We start from the raw sequence: 13,110 nt of genomic DNA, 5'->3' as shown, positions 1-13,110 counted from the left end.
CTCACCTGAATCTCACGTCAGCGGCGTCCAGCTCCCGTCCGGGTTACGGCAAGCAGTGCCGCGCGCATTGCGCGATTGGCCGGAGAAGAACACCGTATGGCTGTACTGGCGGCAGTCCTGCGAGCCGACGCGGTAGGGCTGCGCCGCAACCACGGTGCCATGCCGGCCCGACCGGTCGCTTTTCCAGGTCGCGGGCTGGCCGCTCTGCGTGTATTCGAGGGCGCGATACTCGGCTTCGAGCGCGATGCGCCGGTCGCGTTCATCCATCCCCGCACCGATCTGACCGCCGACAAGTCCGCCATTCATTGCGGCGATAATCGTTGCGGCCACCTTGCCGCTGCCGCCATCGTCGCCGCCAGTGATTTTGTTAGCCAGCCCGCTCGCAGCCGAGCCCACACCCGCGGTGCCCAGGCCCGTCGTCGTACAGCCGGATATGGCCAGCGAGCCGGCAACGAACGCCGCGCGAATTTTCATGCAAATCACCAATAGAGAAATATGCCGCAACCGCAAGGAAGTGGCGTTGCGATAGTGTCGATGTTTGGCCGAAATTTGGCCGGCGATGGGGCCGGAATCATATGCAAAATCTCTACTGGACGCTGCGAAGCTGCACGATCGCCTTCAGCCCGCCCATGGCCGACCGCTCCAGCAGCAGCCGGCCGCCATATTCGTTGACCAGGTCGGCGACGATGGCCAGCCCCAGCCCGCTGCCCGGCTTGGTTTCATCCAGCCGCCTGCCGCGCTTCAGCGCCTCGCGCGCCTTCTCCTCCGGAATGCCGGGCCCGTCATCCTCGATCGCGATGGCGAACATGCTGGCGGCGCCGCCCTTCAGCGGCTCGGCCGATATGGTCACCGCGCCGCGCGCCCATTTCATCGCGTTCTCCAGCAGATTGCCGACGATTTCCTCGAGATCCTCGCGCTCGCCGGCAAAAACCAGATCCATCGCCGGCAGGCGCAGCGAGAGCTTCGTCCTGGGGTTGAGCTTCTCCATCACCCGCGCCATGCGCTTGAGCAAGGGCGCCACCGGCGTGCGATAGACGACGCTGTCGCGCTGGGCGGCGACGCGGGCGCGCTGCAGATAGTGCTCCACCTGGCTCTGCATCGACGCCGCCTGGTCGGCGATCAGCCTGCCCTTATCGCCGCCCAGCGCCCGGCCTTCGTTCAACAGCACGGCCAGCGGCGTTTTAAGCGAATGGGCGAGATTGCCGACCTGCGTGCGCGAGCGCTCGACGATGCGGCGGTTGTTCTCGATCAGTGCGTTGGTCTCATTGGCCAGCGGTTCGATCTCGGCGGGAAAGCGGCCGTCCAGCCGCTGCGCCGTTCCCTGCCGCACCAGGGCCAGCGAGGTGCGGACCCGGCTCAGCGGCCGCAGCCCCAGCAGGATGGCGGCCGCGTTGATGGCGATCATGCCGGCGCCGAACAGCGACAGATAGGTGAAAAGGCGCCACTCGAAGAGGGCGATCTCCTCCTCGAGTTCGCTGCGGTTGCCCATCACCCTGAAACGGCCGACGCGGTTCTGCTGATCGAGCACGAACTCGCTTTCGAGAACCTCCAGTTCCTCGCCCTCGATGCCGTCGGTCGCATAATTTCGCTGGAAATCGGCGTTGAAGGGCGCCTGCTCCGCGCTCGGCGAAGGAATGGCCCTGGTCATCGACGGCGAGCGCAATTCGCCCGTCAGGCCGCGCGACACCGGTTCCACGGCCCAGTACCAGCCCGAATTCGGCCGCGAAAAGCGCAGATCGCCGAGATTGGGACCACCGGTCAGTTCGCCCGCCGCCGAAACGCCGACCGAGCCGATCAGGTTGAACAGATGCGCTGAAAGCAGGCTGTCGAAGCCGCGTTCGCTGGTCTGGCGATAGAGTGCGGCGATGACCGTGTAGATGACGACCAGCGCCACGATCGCCCATACCGTGGAAAATGCGATGACGCGGAAGGTCAGCGAGCGTGGGCCGAAACTCATCGGCGAAGCTCGCCGTCGGGGTTGTTGCTGGAATGTCTCGTCCGTCACGCCTCCGGCTCGCGCATGCGGTAGCCCATGCCGCGCACCGTCTCGATCATGTCGATGCCCATCTTGCGGCGCAGGCGGCCGACGAAAACCTCGATCGTGTTGGAATCGCGGTCGAAATCCTGGTCGTAGAGATGCTCGACCAGTTCGGTGCGCGACACCACCTCGCCCATGTGATGCATCAGATAGGCGAGCAGCCGGAATTCATGCGAGGTGAGTTTTAGCGGCACGCCGTTGACGTCGGCCTTGGACGCCTTGGTGTCGAGCCGCAGCGGCCCGCAGGACAGTTCCGACGAAGCATGGCCGGCGGCGCGGCGGATCAGCGCCCTCACCCTCGCCAGCACTTCCTCGATATGGAACGGCTTGGTCACATAGTCGTCGGCGCCGGCGTCGATGCCGGAAACCTTGTCGCTCCAGCGGTCGCGCGCCGTCAGGATCAGCACCGGCATCTTGCGGCCAGCGCGACGCCAGCGCTCGACCACGCTGATGCCGTCCATCTGCGGCAGGCCGATGTCGAGCACCACCGCGTCGTAGGGTTCGGTGTCGCCGAGGAAGTGCCCCTCCTCGCCGTCAAAGGCCTTGTCGACCACATAGCCGGCATCCGCCAGCGCCTCGGTGAGCTGCCGGTTCAGGTCCTTGTCATCCTCGACGACGAGTATCCGCATGGAATCACGTGCCCGTTGGCTGAAGAAGCGTCAGGTATAGGGGGCTTTTCGCATCGGGGAAACAGCAGGCCGCGCCAGTATGGGTTGAGATCAGGTCAGGCCGAGGCGGAATCGAAGAGGGCGCGCAGCGACCAAAATGGCGACTTCCGAGAACCGGAACGGAGCGTACATAGAGATGCGTGAGTACCGGAAGCACAGAAGACCCCATTTGCAGACCGGCATCGCCTGAATATCAAAGCTAGACTGGTCAGCCCGCCGGGACGACGATTTCCCGCCGCCGCGGGCGCTGGCCTTCCTTGCCCGGCACGAGCACCACGATGACGCAGACCGGCCGGCCGCCCTGGCTCGACGAACTCGCCCGCGCCAGCGTGCCGCCGCTCTGCGCGGCGATCTGCTGGCCGATAGCGTAACAATCGGCTTGCGCCACGATCATCGGCTCCGCCTGCTCCTGGAGCACCAGAGGCGCGGCCGGAGCTTGCGTGGCGACTACCGCCGCGCAAAGCGCGAGCATTGTGAACCGGCTGATGGAACGTAGCGTTTTCATGGCGCCGGTTCTAACCCAAGGCTGCTGAACATGGAATGAACAGTCAAACAGCGCGGGATGGGGCGGTCAAGCAGGGGCGAGGCCGATCCGATCTCTGCTTGCCACCCTCACCCGATCCTGTCCGTCGCCGACAGCCGGCCAAAAAGCGCGATCACACCCGCCAGCGCGGTCACTGCCTGCAGCACGGCGTCGGTCAGCGCCGCATCGTCGATGCCGACTCCGGACATGCCCATCAGCCCCATCGCGGCGGTCAGGATGGTCACCAGCGACGCCCAGATCGTGCGCGACAGGTACCAGGGTTTGCTTGCGGTCATAAAATGCTCCCGTGGTTGAGGCGAATTGCAAACGTCTGTCTATGAAAGAGTGAAGCGGCGCGTGGCCGGCAAGCCATAGCCTGCGGCGGCGCTGAACTGCCTGACGGTGACGTCGATCTCCGCCGGCAAGCCGCCGAAATCGGCGGCGATGTCGGTCGAGGCATATTGCCAGTTCTGTTGCGGCGACAAAGCGGTCCGGACGACCGCCCCGCCGGCCGCGGCGATCTCAATTTGATATTCCTCCCGCTCTTCGCCGAGTGGGATTTCGTTTTGCCCCCAGTCGTCGGCGTCGATCCTGCCGCGCCGGATCCACGAAAACTCCGCGCCGCCGGCATTCACCCGGCAGCGTAGATGAACCGGCGACAGCGGCAGCCGCGCGCGCAGGCCGCCGATCTCGGCATGGGCGGAAAAGTTTTCGCCGGAAATATCCGTCTCGGAAGGACCGACGCGCCAGTTGAGCAGCAGCCCCGCCTCGCTGGTGCGCAGGCCCGCCGGCTGCACCGCATCGTCGAGCATGACAAAGTCCGCGTCGGACGTGCCGATCTGGCCGCGCAGCAGGTCGCGGAGCCGCCACACGCCGGGTTCGATCTCCTCGGCGCTCTGGAACTGCACGATTTCCCACACGCCGATCGCCGAGCGGATGGCGGCGGCATTGGCGCCGTTCAGAAGCTGGAGCCGGCTGACGCTCGCCGCTTCGGCATCGAAAAGCGTGACCGTGATCGCCGCCCTGCGGTCGATCCGCCCCTCGAAGCCGGCGGGCAGCGGCTCGACCAGCACCCCGAGATCGGCGGGCTTGTCGACCGCTGTCCGGAAGCCGAAGCCCGTATCCTCCGGCGACGCCAGGACGATCTGGCTCCGCCATGGCTTTTGCCAGACTGCGACGCGGAACTGGTCCTGCGGCGCCGCGCCGGAGCGCGACGGCAGATCGAGGAACAGCGCGTGCGGCTTGCCGGCAAGCGCCTCCTGCGGCTGGACCGAGCCGAAGCCGGAGGGAAGCCATGGCGATGGCGGCGTCCGCGCGATCTGCCGCGCGGTAATCCTCCTGACCAGCCCATCCTCGATTTCGGTGACGATGAAATCAGAATCCGCGCCCGGAAGGCGCAGGATGGCGCCCGGCCTTATGTCGGCGCGGTGCTCGGCGATCGCGAAAGTCACCTGTTCACGTTCAGCCCAGATGCGGCGCATCAGATCGTCGAGCAGCGCGCGGCCCTGCCCGGTTTCCATAACACCGGGAAAATCGATCGTCTGCTGCCGGCTGCCATCCGCGCCGAAGCGGACATTTCGCACAGCCGCCGTCTGGTATTCGGCGAAGGGCTCGCGGAACGCCAGCACAAGCTCTACCGGCAACTGGTGATCCGGTGACCTTATCGTCTCGATCACCGGATTACCGCCATCCGAGACGAGTTCGGAAATCTCGGCCGGCGGCGCATTCTGAGCGCCTCTGCGCCGGAATACGAGGCCGTCGGATTCCTCCAACACCGCCAGGTCGAACAGCTCGACGATCGGCTCCAGCGCAGCGCGCGCCGATGTCGGGTCGGCGATGACATAGCCGTGCAGCGTGCCGTCGGCGTGGGCGACATCCGCCGGCGACAGGCCGTGGTCGGCGAGTATGGCGTTGATCAGCGCGCCCGCATCCGGATTGCCGAGCCGGCCGTTCAGCCAGTGGCCGCAATGCCAGTTGCCGCCATCGGTCCAGCGGTCGCCGCGCGCCGGAAAGGCGGGAAAAGGCCGCGCATCCCAGGCCCAGATATAGACGCGCCCGATGTCGACCATGCGGCCGCCATAGACCGGCGAGAGCGGATTCTGCGCCTCCTTGAAATCCGCGTTCGCCGGGTTCCAGTAGGAAGCGTGCGCTTCGAGAAAGCGCTGCTGCGCCAGATCCGACCTGCCGGCGCTGGAGAAATAAGGGATCGCATTCTCCGCCGATTTCGGATCTGGAAAGACGTTGGGCTGGTTCGGTCCCTTGTCCACCGCAGGGCAGCCGAGTTCGGTGAACCAGATCGGCTTGCCGCGCGGCAGCCAGGCCGTCGGCTCGGCGGCCTCTACGCCGCCGATGCGGTTGTGGTGCGGGTTCGACCACCAGCCGGCCAGATCCTTGTAGCGGAAAACCCAATGCTTGCCGTAGGCTCCGTCGCTGATCGGCGAGCGCTCCCGCGCCCGTCTCGCCTCCACCGAGGCATAGTACCAGTCGAAACCTTCGCCGCCCGCAATGGCTGCCCTTAGCCCGTCCGGGTCATAGGGGCCGGCAAAGCCGTCCGGATTGGCGTTCGAATAGTCGGCGTCGCGCCAGTCCGACAGCGGCATGTAGTTGTCGATGCCCACAGCGTCGATCGCCGGGTGCGCCCACAGCGCGTCGAGATGGAACCAGGCTTCGCCGCTGCCGTCGGCCGGCTGGTGGCCGAAATACTCGCTCCAGTCCGCGCCATAGGTCAGCGCTGTCTCCGGCCCGAGAACCGCGCGCGCGTCCGCCGCCAATTCGCAGAGTTCTTCGACGAAGGGAAATGCGTTCTCCTCATCGCGCAGCGTGGTCAGGCCGCGCAGTTCCGAGCCGAGCAGAAAGGCGTCGACGCCGCCCGCGGCCGCCGCCAGATGCGCGAAATGCAGGACGAAGCGGCGGTATCCCCAGTCGTCCGCCGCTCCCGAAAAGATGACCGTGTCGCCCGTCGGCGAAAACTGGCCGGCCAGCGCCTCACCGCAAAAAGCCGAAACCTGCGCTCGCGCAGCCGCCGTCTTGTCGGCGCTGCCGGGCATACGCGGCGCCGGATCGGCCGTTATACGCCGGCGCCAGGGATAGGCCGCTTGCTCCGCGCCGCCATAGGGGTCGGGCAGGCCGTTGCCCGCCGGCACATCCATCATGATGAAAGGATAAAGCGTGACCTTCAGGCCGCGCGCCTTGATCTCGGCGATGGCGTCCATGACGCTCCTGTCCGAAGGCGTCCCGCCATAGGCCGCGCCGCCGCCATGCGAGGAAAGCACCGCCGCCGCCTCGCGCCCGACGCCCGAGACTTGCCAGGCCGCCGAGAGCCCGCCGCCCGCCGCGCTGGTCACCGCCGGCCGGATGCGGCAGTGCCCGGCCCGCAGATCGTCGCCGAACCAGGTCGCGACCAGCGCCACGCTTTCCAGATTGGGGCACAGCGCCTGCAACTCGTCGAGCGACGCCGTCAGATCGGTCGTGGCATGCAGCACATGCCGGTTCTGCGCCTCGCTCTCGCCCGGCCGTTTCTGCCGCGTCACCAGCCCGGGCGAAAGCCCGTATTCGGTCGCCCCGGGGATCAGCGACACAGCGCGGATCTGCCCACGCAGCGCACCCAGCGGGCGCAGCACCTCGAACTGCAGTTGGGGAATCCGATTGCCATATTGCGCGAGCGCGAAGCGCTCCAACACGACATAGGCGACGCCGCGATAGGCGGGCGCGTTGCCCGCCCCCTGCCTGGCCTCGATCAGCGGGTCGGCAGGCTGCGTCTCGCCGCCGCGATAGACGCGGATCTCCAGCCCGGTCTGGTCGAGTTCCCGCCCGTCGGCCCAGATCCTGCGAATGCCGGAAATCTCGCCCTCGCACAGAGCGAAGGCCACATTGGCGAAATAGGAATATTCGGTCACGCGCGGGCCGCCCTTGCCGCCCTGGCGCTTGGTCGTGCGGCTCTCCTCGAAGCGCGTCGCCCAGATCAGCGTGCCGCCTATGCGCGCCGTGCCATAGACACGCGCCAGCGACGCCCCCTCCTCCGCCGTGAACGGCCGTGCGCCCGAAAGCCGCGGCCCTTCGATGCGCCGCGTGCCGTTGATCAGCGCCTGGTCGACCGCATAGCCCGCGAGCGCGCCAGCCGCCGCGCCGATCGCGCTGCCGGCGGGTCCGAGCAGGCCGCCGACAAACGCGCCCGCGGCCTGCAGCAATATGGTCGCCATTCAAGGCCTCCGGGCGTTCAGACGGTGGGAAAGGAAAACACGCCGGCGATGCGCCGGCGCCATTGCGGCACCAGTGCCGACACCACGACGGCGCTGCCCTGATAGGCATGCACGAAGCGGTCCGGGCCGACCATGATGCCGGCGTGCTTGGCCGGCAAATGAGGCCGCCAGCGAAACAGCACGAGGTCGCCCGCGCAGAGCCCTGCCAGCGGCTTTGCCAAGCAATGCCGCATGGCCGCGTCGAGAAAGCGGTCCTCGCCGCCCGCCTCCGCCCAGTCGGCCGCGTAAGGCCCTGTCGTTTCCGGCTCCGCGCCGTAAAGAACGCGCCACACGCCAAGCAGCAGGCCGAGGCAGTCGCAGCCGACGCCCTTGCGCGAGCCCTGGTGCCGGTAGGGCGTTCCCACCCAGGTCAGCGCCTCGCCGATAACCACCGCCGCCACTGGGCCTCCCGCAACCTCAATCAAGGCACCACCGGGTCGCCGTCGAACTTGCCGCCGTCGACGACATAATTGTACGCCGCGTCATTGCCTGGCAGGTGCGGAAAGCCCCGAAAATTCAGCGTGTTGGCGAATTTCGCTTTACATGTGGTGAAGGTCTTGTCGCATCCGGCCTTGACCGTGAAGGCGTCGCCCACCCCGAGCGCCAGCCCTCCGCCCGGCCGCAGCGTGAGGCTCACGCCGGCCGCATCCTTGCGATAGCCGACGATGCGCTCGCTGCGCCCGGCGCGCGCGCCCGTCGTCCAATTGATCGTGCCGTGCGAGAACCAGCCGGTTGCAAATCCATCCAGTCCCGAAACCGCCACCGTCTCGGCCGTCTCGACCGACAGCACTGCGCCGGCTCCTGTATAATCGGGATGGTCGAGCGCCACGCCGCAGCGCGCATCGCCCAGCTCGGCGTCGCAGGCGCGCGTGATATACCGTCCGCTCGGCCGGTCCAGCGCATACGCCAGGCTTTCCAGCTCAGCCACGAATCGGCCATCGCTGCGGGTGACCTTGCCGATCGTCACCTTCCTCAGCCGCGCGAAATCTTGCGGCCTGCGCCAGTTGACCAGCAGCGTCTCGACCGTCGCGCGGTCGTAAAGGCCGGCAGCGATATCCGCCTCGCTGATCCTCGCCGAAGACAGCGCCCCCTCGATATCGACCGTATCGACGGCGAGGCCCAGCGTATCGCGCGCCTCGCTGGCGCTGAAGCCGGTCTCCGGCTCGAACAGCGTGCCGTCGACGGTCAGCGGCCGGTCGTGATCGGTAAAGCCCGAGACGACGCCGTCGGCCCTGATCAGTCGCCAGCAATGGCAGACGGTCGTAACCTCGCGGGCGAGATGCTCCGCCAGCGCTTCGGGATAGACGGTCACAACTGCACCTCGACGAGCGGAATGGACGGGATCTGGCCGGCCTTGAACGCGGTCAGGCTGATCGACAGCCGCTCGGCGTCGAAGCGCACCGGCACGTCGAATTCGTAGCCGGCGGTCACCGCTAGGTCTGACGCCGGGATTGCGGCCGGCGCGAAGACAATTTCGCTCGTCGCCTCGTCGAAAGAAAAGTCCACCGCTTCGACGCCCGCGACCGCGACTTTCAGGCTCCCCGCCACGGGCTTCGAAATGCGCCGGAGATAGGAATCGTCGCCCTCGCCATAGCGCTTGACCAGGGCGAACCGCGCATTCGTCCCGTCGCCCGTGCCGAGCGTCTGGTCGAGCGCCGTCGGCGTCTCACCGGGGCGGCAGGATTTCATGTCGAACGGATCGCGGAACCGGAAGGCGTGCAGCGAGCCTCGCCGCGCCTCGAAAAAATCGAGAATGTCATGCAGGTCGGCGAGCGACCTGACGCCCGTGCCGGCGTCATAATGGTGGCGCGACTGCGCAAAACGCGCATTGCGCTTTTCGCGGCCGGAGGTCAGCTGCACGATCTCGTTGCGCCGCTCCGGCCCGCCCGTCGCGCCAAAGGAGATCGCGGCTGGAAACCGCTCATCGTGAAAGCTTGAAAGTTCGGACAATTTTTTTGTGCCTCTCGGTATTGGTGAGGTTGCTGATTGATGTCCTGGAGCGATTTTGGCTTCATCGCTGTCGAGGCATGGATTCCCGACACTCTCCGCTCGTTCCTCGCTCACGAGGTTGGGAATGACGAATTGCCTGCAAGCCTCTGCCAATCTTCGGGCGTCGGCGATTTGCAGAATCGCTTACTTTGTGAGTTGCGAAAGTGCTCCATGAAGCCGTCATTCCCGACCTCGTGAGCGAGGAACGAGCGGAGAGTGTCGGGAATCCATGCCTCGACATCGGTGATATCAAGCCTGACCAGAAACCTGGCCCCCACTGCTAAAGCGTGCGCGCCCCGCGCGAGACGGCCCGCGCCAGCATGCCGGTGATCTGCGCCTCGGACTTGCGGAAAGAGGCGGCGTCTTGCGCGGTGACGTTGAAGATGACGTTGACCGGCGCACCGCCGCCCGATGCCGCGACGCCGAGCCGCCCGTCGGCCAACCGCTGCAAGGGCAGGATCGCCTCCGCCCCCGCCTCGCCCATCAGGCCGACATCGCGCCCCATCGGAAAATAGGTCGGCGCCGATACCACGCCGCCGCTGGCGAACGGCGCGATGCGCCCTGGCACGCCGCCCTTGGCGAAGGGCAGCGCGCCGGAAAGCCCGCCGAGCAGGCTCGAAAACAGCGAGCCCGCCAAATTCTGCAGCGGCATCAGCCCCTGGTCGAGCGCCATGCCGGCGAGGTTCAGCCCGATCCGGCGCAGCACGTCGTCGAGTTCCCGCCCGCTGACCGCCGCGCCCTTCAACGCGCCGGTCAGTTGTGAGCCGAACCGGTCGGAAAGGCCCTGCAAATTCTCCAGCGCCGCCATGAACGGCGCGGTGTCGGCCTCTATCGAGACCCTGACCTCTTCAGCCATCTTTCATCGCCTCCATGGATTTGTCCGGGAACGCGCGCATCAGCTCGGCCAACTCGCCCCGGCCGATGCCCGCCCGCGTCGCGGGCGCCAGCACGCTCATTGCGCGCTCCAGTTCGCGCGGCGTCATCGACCAGAATGTTCTTGGAGATAGCCGCAGCAGGCCGAATCCCGCGGACATGATCCGGTCCCAGGGAAATTCGTTCTTCTCGCCGGCTGCGGCTATCGAGGGTCCGGCCCCTCCTTCGGCGCGGCCCCGAAGGTCGCGGTCAAAAGCTCCGCCACGATCCGCGCGAAGCCGGCCGCGCCGTCCTCCGCCCGCATTGTCCGCACCGCCTCGTCCTCGACCGGATGCCCTGCGCCGCGCAGGCCGGCGCCCACGACCCGTATCAGATCGGTTGCCGACAGGCGGCCACTCGAAAAGCGCTCCACCAGTTCGCCGAGGTCGGCAGCCGCATAGGCCGATTCCAGCTCGGCCAGCGCGCCCAGCGTCAGGCAGAGCCTGAACGACTTGCCGTCCAGTTCGGCGGCGATTTCGCCGCGGCGTCTCTTGGCGTTCATGGCGCGGCCGTGAAGCCGATCGCGCCGGCCGATTCGAGCGCGATCTCGAACGTCACCTCGCCGTCATGGCTGCCGGTATATTCCAGCGCCGTGATCTGGAACGGCCCCTCGACCGTGCCGAAGCTCGGCACGACAAGCTGCCAGCCGGAGATTTCCCCGGCGAAGAATTTTGTCCTTATCGCCGCGTCCGACTGCGCGTCCTTGAAAATGCCGGAGCCGCTCAGCGCTGCGCGCTGCACCCCGCTTCCGGCCAATAGCTCGCGCCAGCGCCCGGCGGAATCGGCGTCGGTTATGTCGACCGTCTCGCTGTTGAAGGCGATCCGCTTCGAGCGCAGCCCGGCGACGGTGACGAAGGTTCCAAGACCATCGCCATCGATCTTGAGAAGAAGGTCCTTGCCCTTCTGTGCGACCATTTCGGTCTCCTTGGTTTAGGGGAGTAGGGGAATAAGGCAGTAGGGCAGGCTGGAGGGGGAAGTGGCGTGAGTGGGGGAGCGGGGAGTACGGAGTGGAGACAGCCGGAACCCATAGAGCGGGCACTCTGGGCCAGGAAGCGGGCGATATGCCCTACTGCCCTACTGCCCTACTGCCCTACTGCCCTACTGCCCTACTGCCCTACTGCCCTACTGCCCTACTCCCCTACTGCCCTACTCCCCTACTGCCCTACTCCCCTACTGCCCTACTCCCCTACTGCCCTATTCCCCTACTCCCCCTCTTCCGTCACCGCCCGAAACCGCAGCAGCCCGTGGTGGACGGAAAGGTCCTCGTCATAGCGGGCTTCGGCGAATTCCAGGCGCATGTTGACGAGATGATGCTCGTCGAGCTCGAGCGCGGCGTCGTCGAGCAGCGCCCGCACCGCTTCCATGATGGCCAGCGTTTCCTTCTTGCCCTTGGCCTTCGACCAGACATGCAGCGTGAAAAGCTGCTCGGTGCCGCTTTCCGTGCCGGTGCTCCAGTCGAAGATGCTGGTCCGGCCGAAGGTCAGATAGGGAAAGGCGACGTTGGCCGGCGCGTGGTCGTATATCTTGCCGCCACCCAGAAGCGCTGTCACCGCCGCGTCGGCCGCCAGGGCCTCGAACACGGCCTTCTGCAGTTCAGCGGCCGGGGCGGTCATCGCTCTGCCTCATCCTCCGTGTGGCCCTCGCGCGTTCCTTGGCTATCGGGGTCCGCACCTGCGGACGGTAGCGCTGTTCCGCGTCTTCCGCCAGAGTATGCGCCTTCCAGCGCAGGCCGCGCACCAGCCCGTCCAGCGTCAGTCTCATTGCAAGTTTCATGCTCCGACCTCCCTCACGCGGCACACCAGATAGCGCGCCGTTTCGTCCGGATCGTGCACGGTCACGATATCGAAGATTCGGCCCTGCCTTGTGAACCTCATGCCGCTCGCCACGCCGCTCCGGTGCCTGATCGTCATCCTGTGCGTCACCGTTTCCAGCGTCTGGCCGGCGCCGAATTTGCTTGCGGCCGAGACCGGCTCGATCAGCGCGAACACGGTCGCGACCTCGACCGAGTTCTCCGTGTGACCGCCCATTGCATCCGCTAGGGGCAGGCACGCTTCCAGCGCGCATTCGCTGCGCAACCGGCCGGGGTCGATGAACAGCGCCGCCATCAAAGCCTCCGGTCGCGGTAGCCGGCGATCATCCGCTCATAGCCGGGAGGATAGGAAACCGGCTGGTCAGCCGGGCCGTAGCTCGCGCGAAACTCGTACCAATGCGCGGCGAGCACCAGGATCGCGCGGCGCAACAGGTCCGGCACGTCGGTCCCGGCTTCGCCGAAGCCGGCGGAAAAATCGATCTCGATGCCGTTCATGGCGCGCAGCGGCTCCGGCCGGCGCTCGAAATGGATGCGGGCCGGCCGCGACAGCGTGTCGACCTCGTAGTCCGCCGGATCGACCAGCGACGCTTCGCCCTCGGTGCCGTAGGCCGTCACTGACATTACCTGCCGCACCGGGTGGCGCATCAGCGCCGCGCGGCCGCCGCGTGGCCAGCGGTCGAGAACCAGCCGCCAGGTTTGGTCGATCAGCGCCATGCCGGTCGTCCGCTCGACCTCCTGGCGCGCCGCGCGGATCAGCCCGGCGATGAGATCGTCCTCGCTCGCATGCTGCAGGCGCAGATGGCTCTTCACCTCGGCAACCGTCACCGGCTCGGCGAGCGGCTCGCCGGTTCGCAAAAGCGTCATTCGTCACCTCGTTGTTGGGAAAAGGGAGCGGCCCTGGCTGGAGACACACCAGGGCCGCGTCAGCCGGC

General features: G+C 66.8%; 17 protein-coding genes. All 17 read right to left on the bottom strand.

The genetic code is table 11. The annotated features are described in order from the left end of the window. Positions 1-12: 12 nt before the first annotated feature. Complete coding sequence (locus G6N73_RS21125; RefSeq protein ID WP_165031190.1) at positions 13-474, bottom strand: hypothetical protein; 462 nt, start codon at positions 472-474, stop codon at positions 13-15. 112 nt (positions 475-586) lie between these two features. Continuing rightward, positions 587-1,957, bottom strand: coding sequence for an ATP-binding protein (locus tag G6N73_RS21120; RefSeq protein WP_165031188.1), 1,371 nt, complete (start codon positions 1,955-1,957; stop codon positions 587-589). 44 nt (positions 1,958-2,001) lie between these two features. Continuing rightward, positions 2,002-2,667 (bottom strand): response regulator transcription factor, encoded by a 666-nt coding sequence (locus tag G6N73_RS21115; RefSeq protein WP_165031186.1) that lies wholly within the window; start codon positions 2,665-2,667, stop codon positions 2,002-2,004. Between the two features lie 247 nt (positions 2,668-2,914). Continuing rightward, a complete protein-coding gene (locus G6N73_RS21110) occupies positions 2,915-3,211 on the bottom strand; it encodes a hypothetical protein (protein ID WP_165031183.1) in 297 nt (98 codons plus the stop codon). A 107-nt stretch (positions 3,212-3,318) separates the two neighbouring features. Beyond that, positions 3,319-3,525 carry a hypothetical protein gene (locus G6N73_RS21105; RefSeq protein WP_165031181.1) on the bottom strand — a complete coding sequence of 69 codons (207 nt, stop codon included), beginning with the start codon at positions 3,523-3,525 and terminating at the stop codon, positions 3,319-3,321. A 39-nt stretch (positions 3,526-3,564) separates the two neighbouring features. Further along, positions 3,565-7,428 carry a baseplate multidomain protein megatron gene (locus G6N73_RS21100; protein WP_165031179.1) on the bottom strand — a complete coding sequence of 1,288 codons (3,864 nt, stop codon included), beginning with the start codon at positions 7,426-7,428 and terminating at the stop codon, positions 3,565-3,567. A 17-nt stretch (positions 7,429-7,445) separates the two neighbouring features. Next, positions 7,446-7,868, bottom strand: coding sequence for an NlpC/P60 family protein (locus G6N73_RS21095; RefSeq protein ID WP_165031177.1), 423 nt, complete (start codon positions 7,866-7,868; stop codon positions 7,446-7,448). Between the two features lie 20 nt (positions 7,869-7,888). Then, positions 7,889-8,779: a baseplate hub domain-containing protein gene (locus tag G6N73_RS21090; protein WP_165031175.1), complete on the bottom strand. Its 891-nt coding sequence runs from the start codon at positions 8,777-8,779 to the stop codon at positions 7,889-7,891. Then, the gene (locus G6N73_RS21085; RefSeq protein ID WP_165031173.1) at positions 8,776-9,417 is read right to left on the bottom strand and encodes a DUF2460 domain-containing protein; all 642 of its coding nucleotides are present in this window, start codon (positions 9,415-9,417) and stop codon (positions 8,776-8,778) included. The genes G6N73_RS21090 and G6N73_RS21085 overlap by 4 nt, the downstream gene beginning before the upstream one ends. Before the next feature lie 319 nt (positions 9,418-9,736). Continuing rightward, positions 9,737-10,312, bottom strand: coding sequence for a phage tail tape measure protein (locus tag G6N73_RS21080; protein ID WP_165031170.1), 576 nt, complete (start codon positions 10,310-10,312; stop codon positions 9,737-9,739). Beyond that, positions 10,305-10,490 (bottom strand): phage tail assembly chaperone, encoded by a 186-nt coding sequence (locus tag G6N73_RS21075; protein WP_165031168.1) that lies wholly within the window; start codon positions 10,488-10,490, stop codon positions 10,305-10,307. Before G6N73_RS21075 ends, G6N73_RS21080 begins: the two co-directional genes overlap by 8 nt. 41 nt (positions 10,491-10,531) lie before the next feature. Next, a complete protein-coding gene (locus G6N73_RS21070; protein WP_165031166.1) occupies positions 10,532-10,870 on the bottom strand; it encodes a gene transfer agent family protein in 339 nt (112 codons plus the stop codon). Further along, a complete protein-coding gene (locus G6N73_RS21065) occupies positions 10,867-11,283 on the bottom strand; it encodes a phage major tail protein, TP901-1 family (RefSeq protein ID WP_165031164.1) in 417 nt (138 codons plus the stop codon). Before G6N73_RS21065 ends, G6N73_RS21070 begins: the two co-directional genes overlap by 4 nt. A 287-nt stretch (positions 11,284-11,570) precedes the next feature. Then, positions 11,571-11,981 carry a DUF3168 domain-containing protein gene (locus G6N73_RS21060; RefSeq protein WP_165031162.1) on the bottom strand — a complete coding sequence of 137 codons (411 nt, stop codon included), beginning with the start codon at positions 11,979-11,981 and terminating at the stop codon, positions 11,571-11,573. Further along, positions 11,962-12,141 (bottom strand): hypothetical protein, encoded by a 180-nt coding sequence (locus tag G6N73_RS21055; protein ID WP_165031159.1) that lies wholly within the window; start codon positions 12,139-12,141, stop codon positions 11,962-11,964. The genes G6N73_RS21060 and G6N73_RS21055 overlap by 20 nt, the downstream gene beginning before the upstream one ends. Continuing rightward, complete coding sequence (locus G6N73_RS21050) at positions 12,138-12,473, bottom strand: phage head closure protein (protein WP_246252352.1); 336 nt, start codon at positions 12,471-12,473, stop codon at positions 12,138-12,140. The genes G6N73_RS21055 and G6N73_RS21050 overlap by 4 nt, the downstream gene beginning before the upstream one ends. Further along, on the bottom strand, positions 12,473-13,042 hold the full coding sequence (locus tag G6N73_RS21045) for a head-tail connector protein (protein WP_165031155.1): 570 nt from the start codon (positions 13,040-13,042) through the stop codon (positions 12,473-12,475). Before G6N73_RS21045 ends, G6N73_RS21050 begins: the two co-directional genes overlap by 1 nt. Positions 13,043-13,110: the final 68 nt, after the last annotated feature.

It is taken from the genome of Allomesorhizobium camelthorni (genome assembly GCF_011045125.1).
Lineage (GTDB): Bacteria > Pseudomonadota > Alphaproteobacteria > Rhizobiales > Rhizobiaceae > Allomesorhizobium > Allomesorhizobium camelthorni.
The sequence above is the reverse complement of the archived record's forward strand: the minus strand, read 5'-3'. Positions and strand labels throughout refer to the sequence as shown.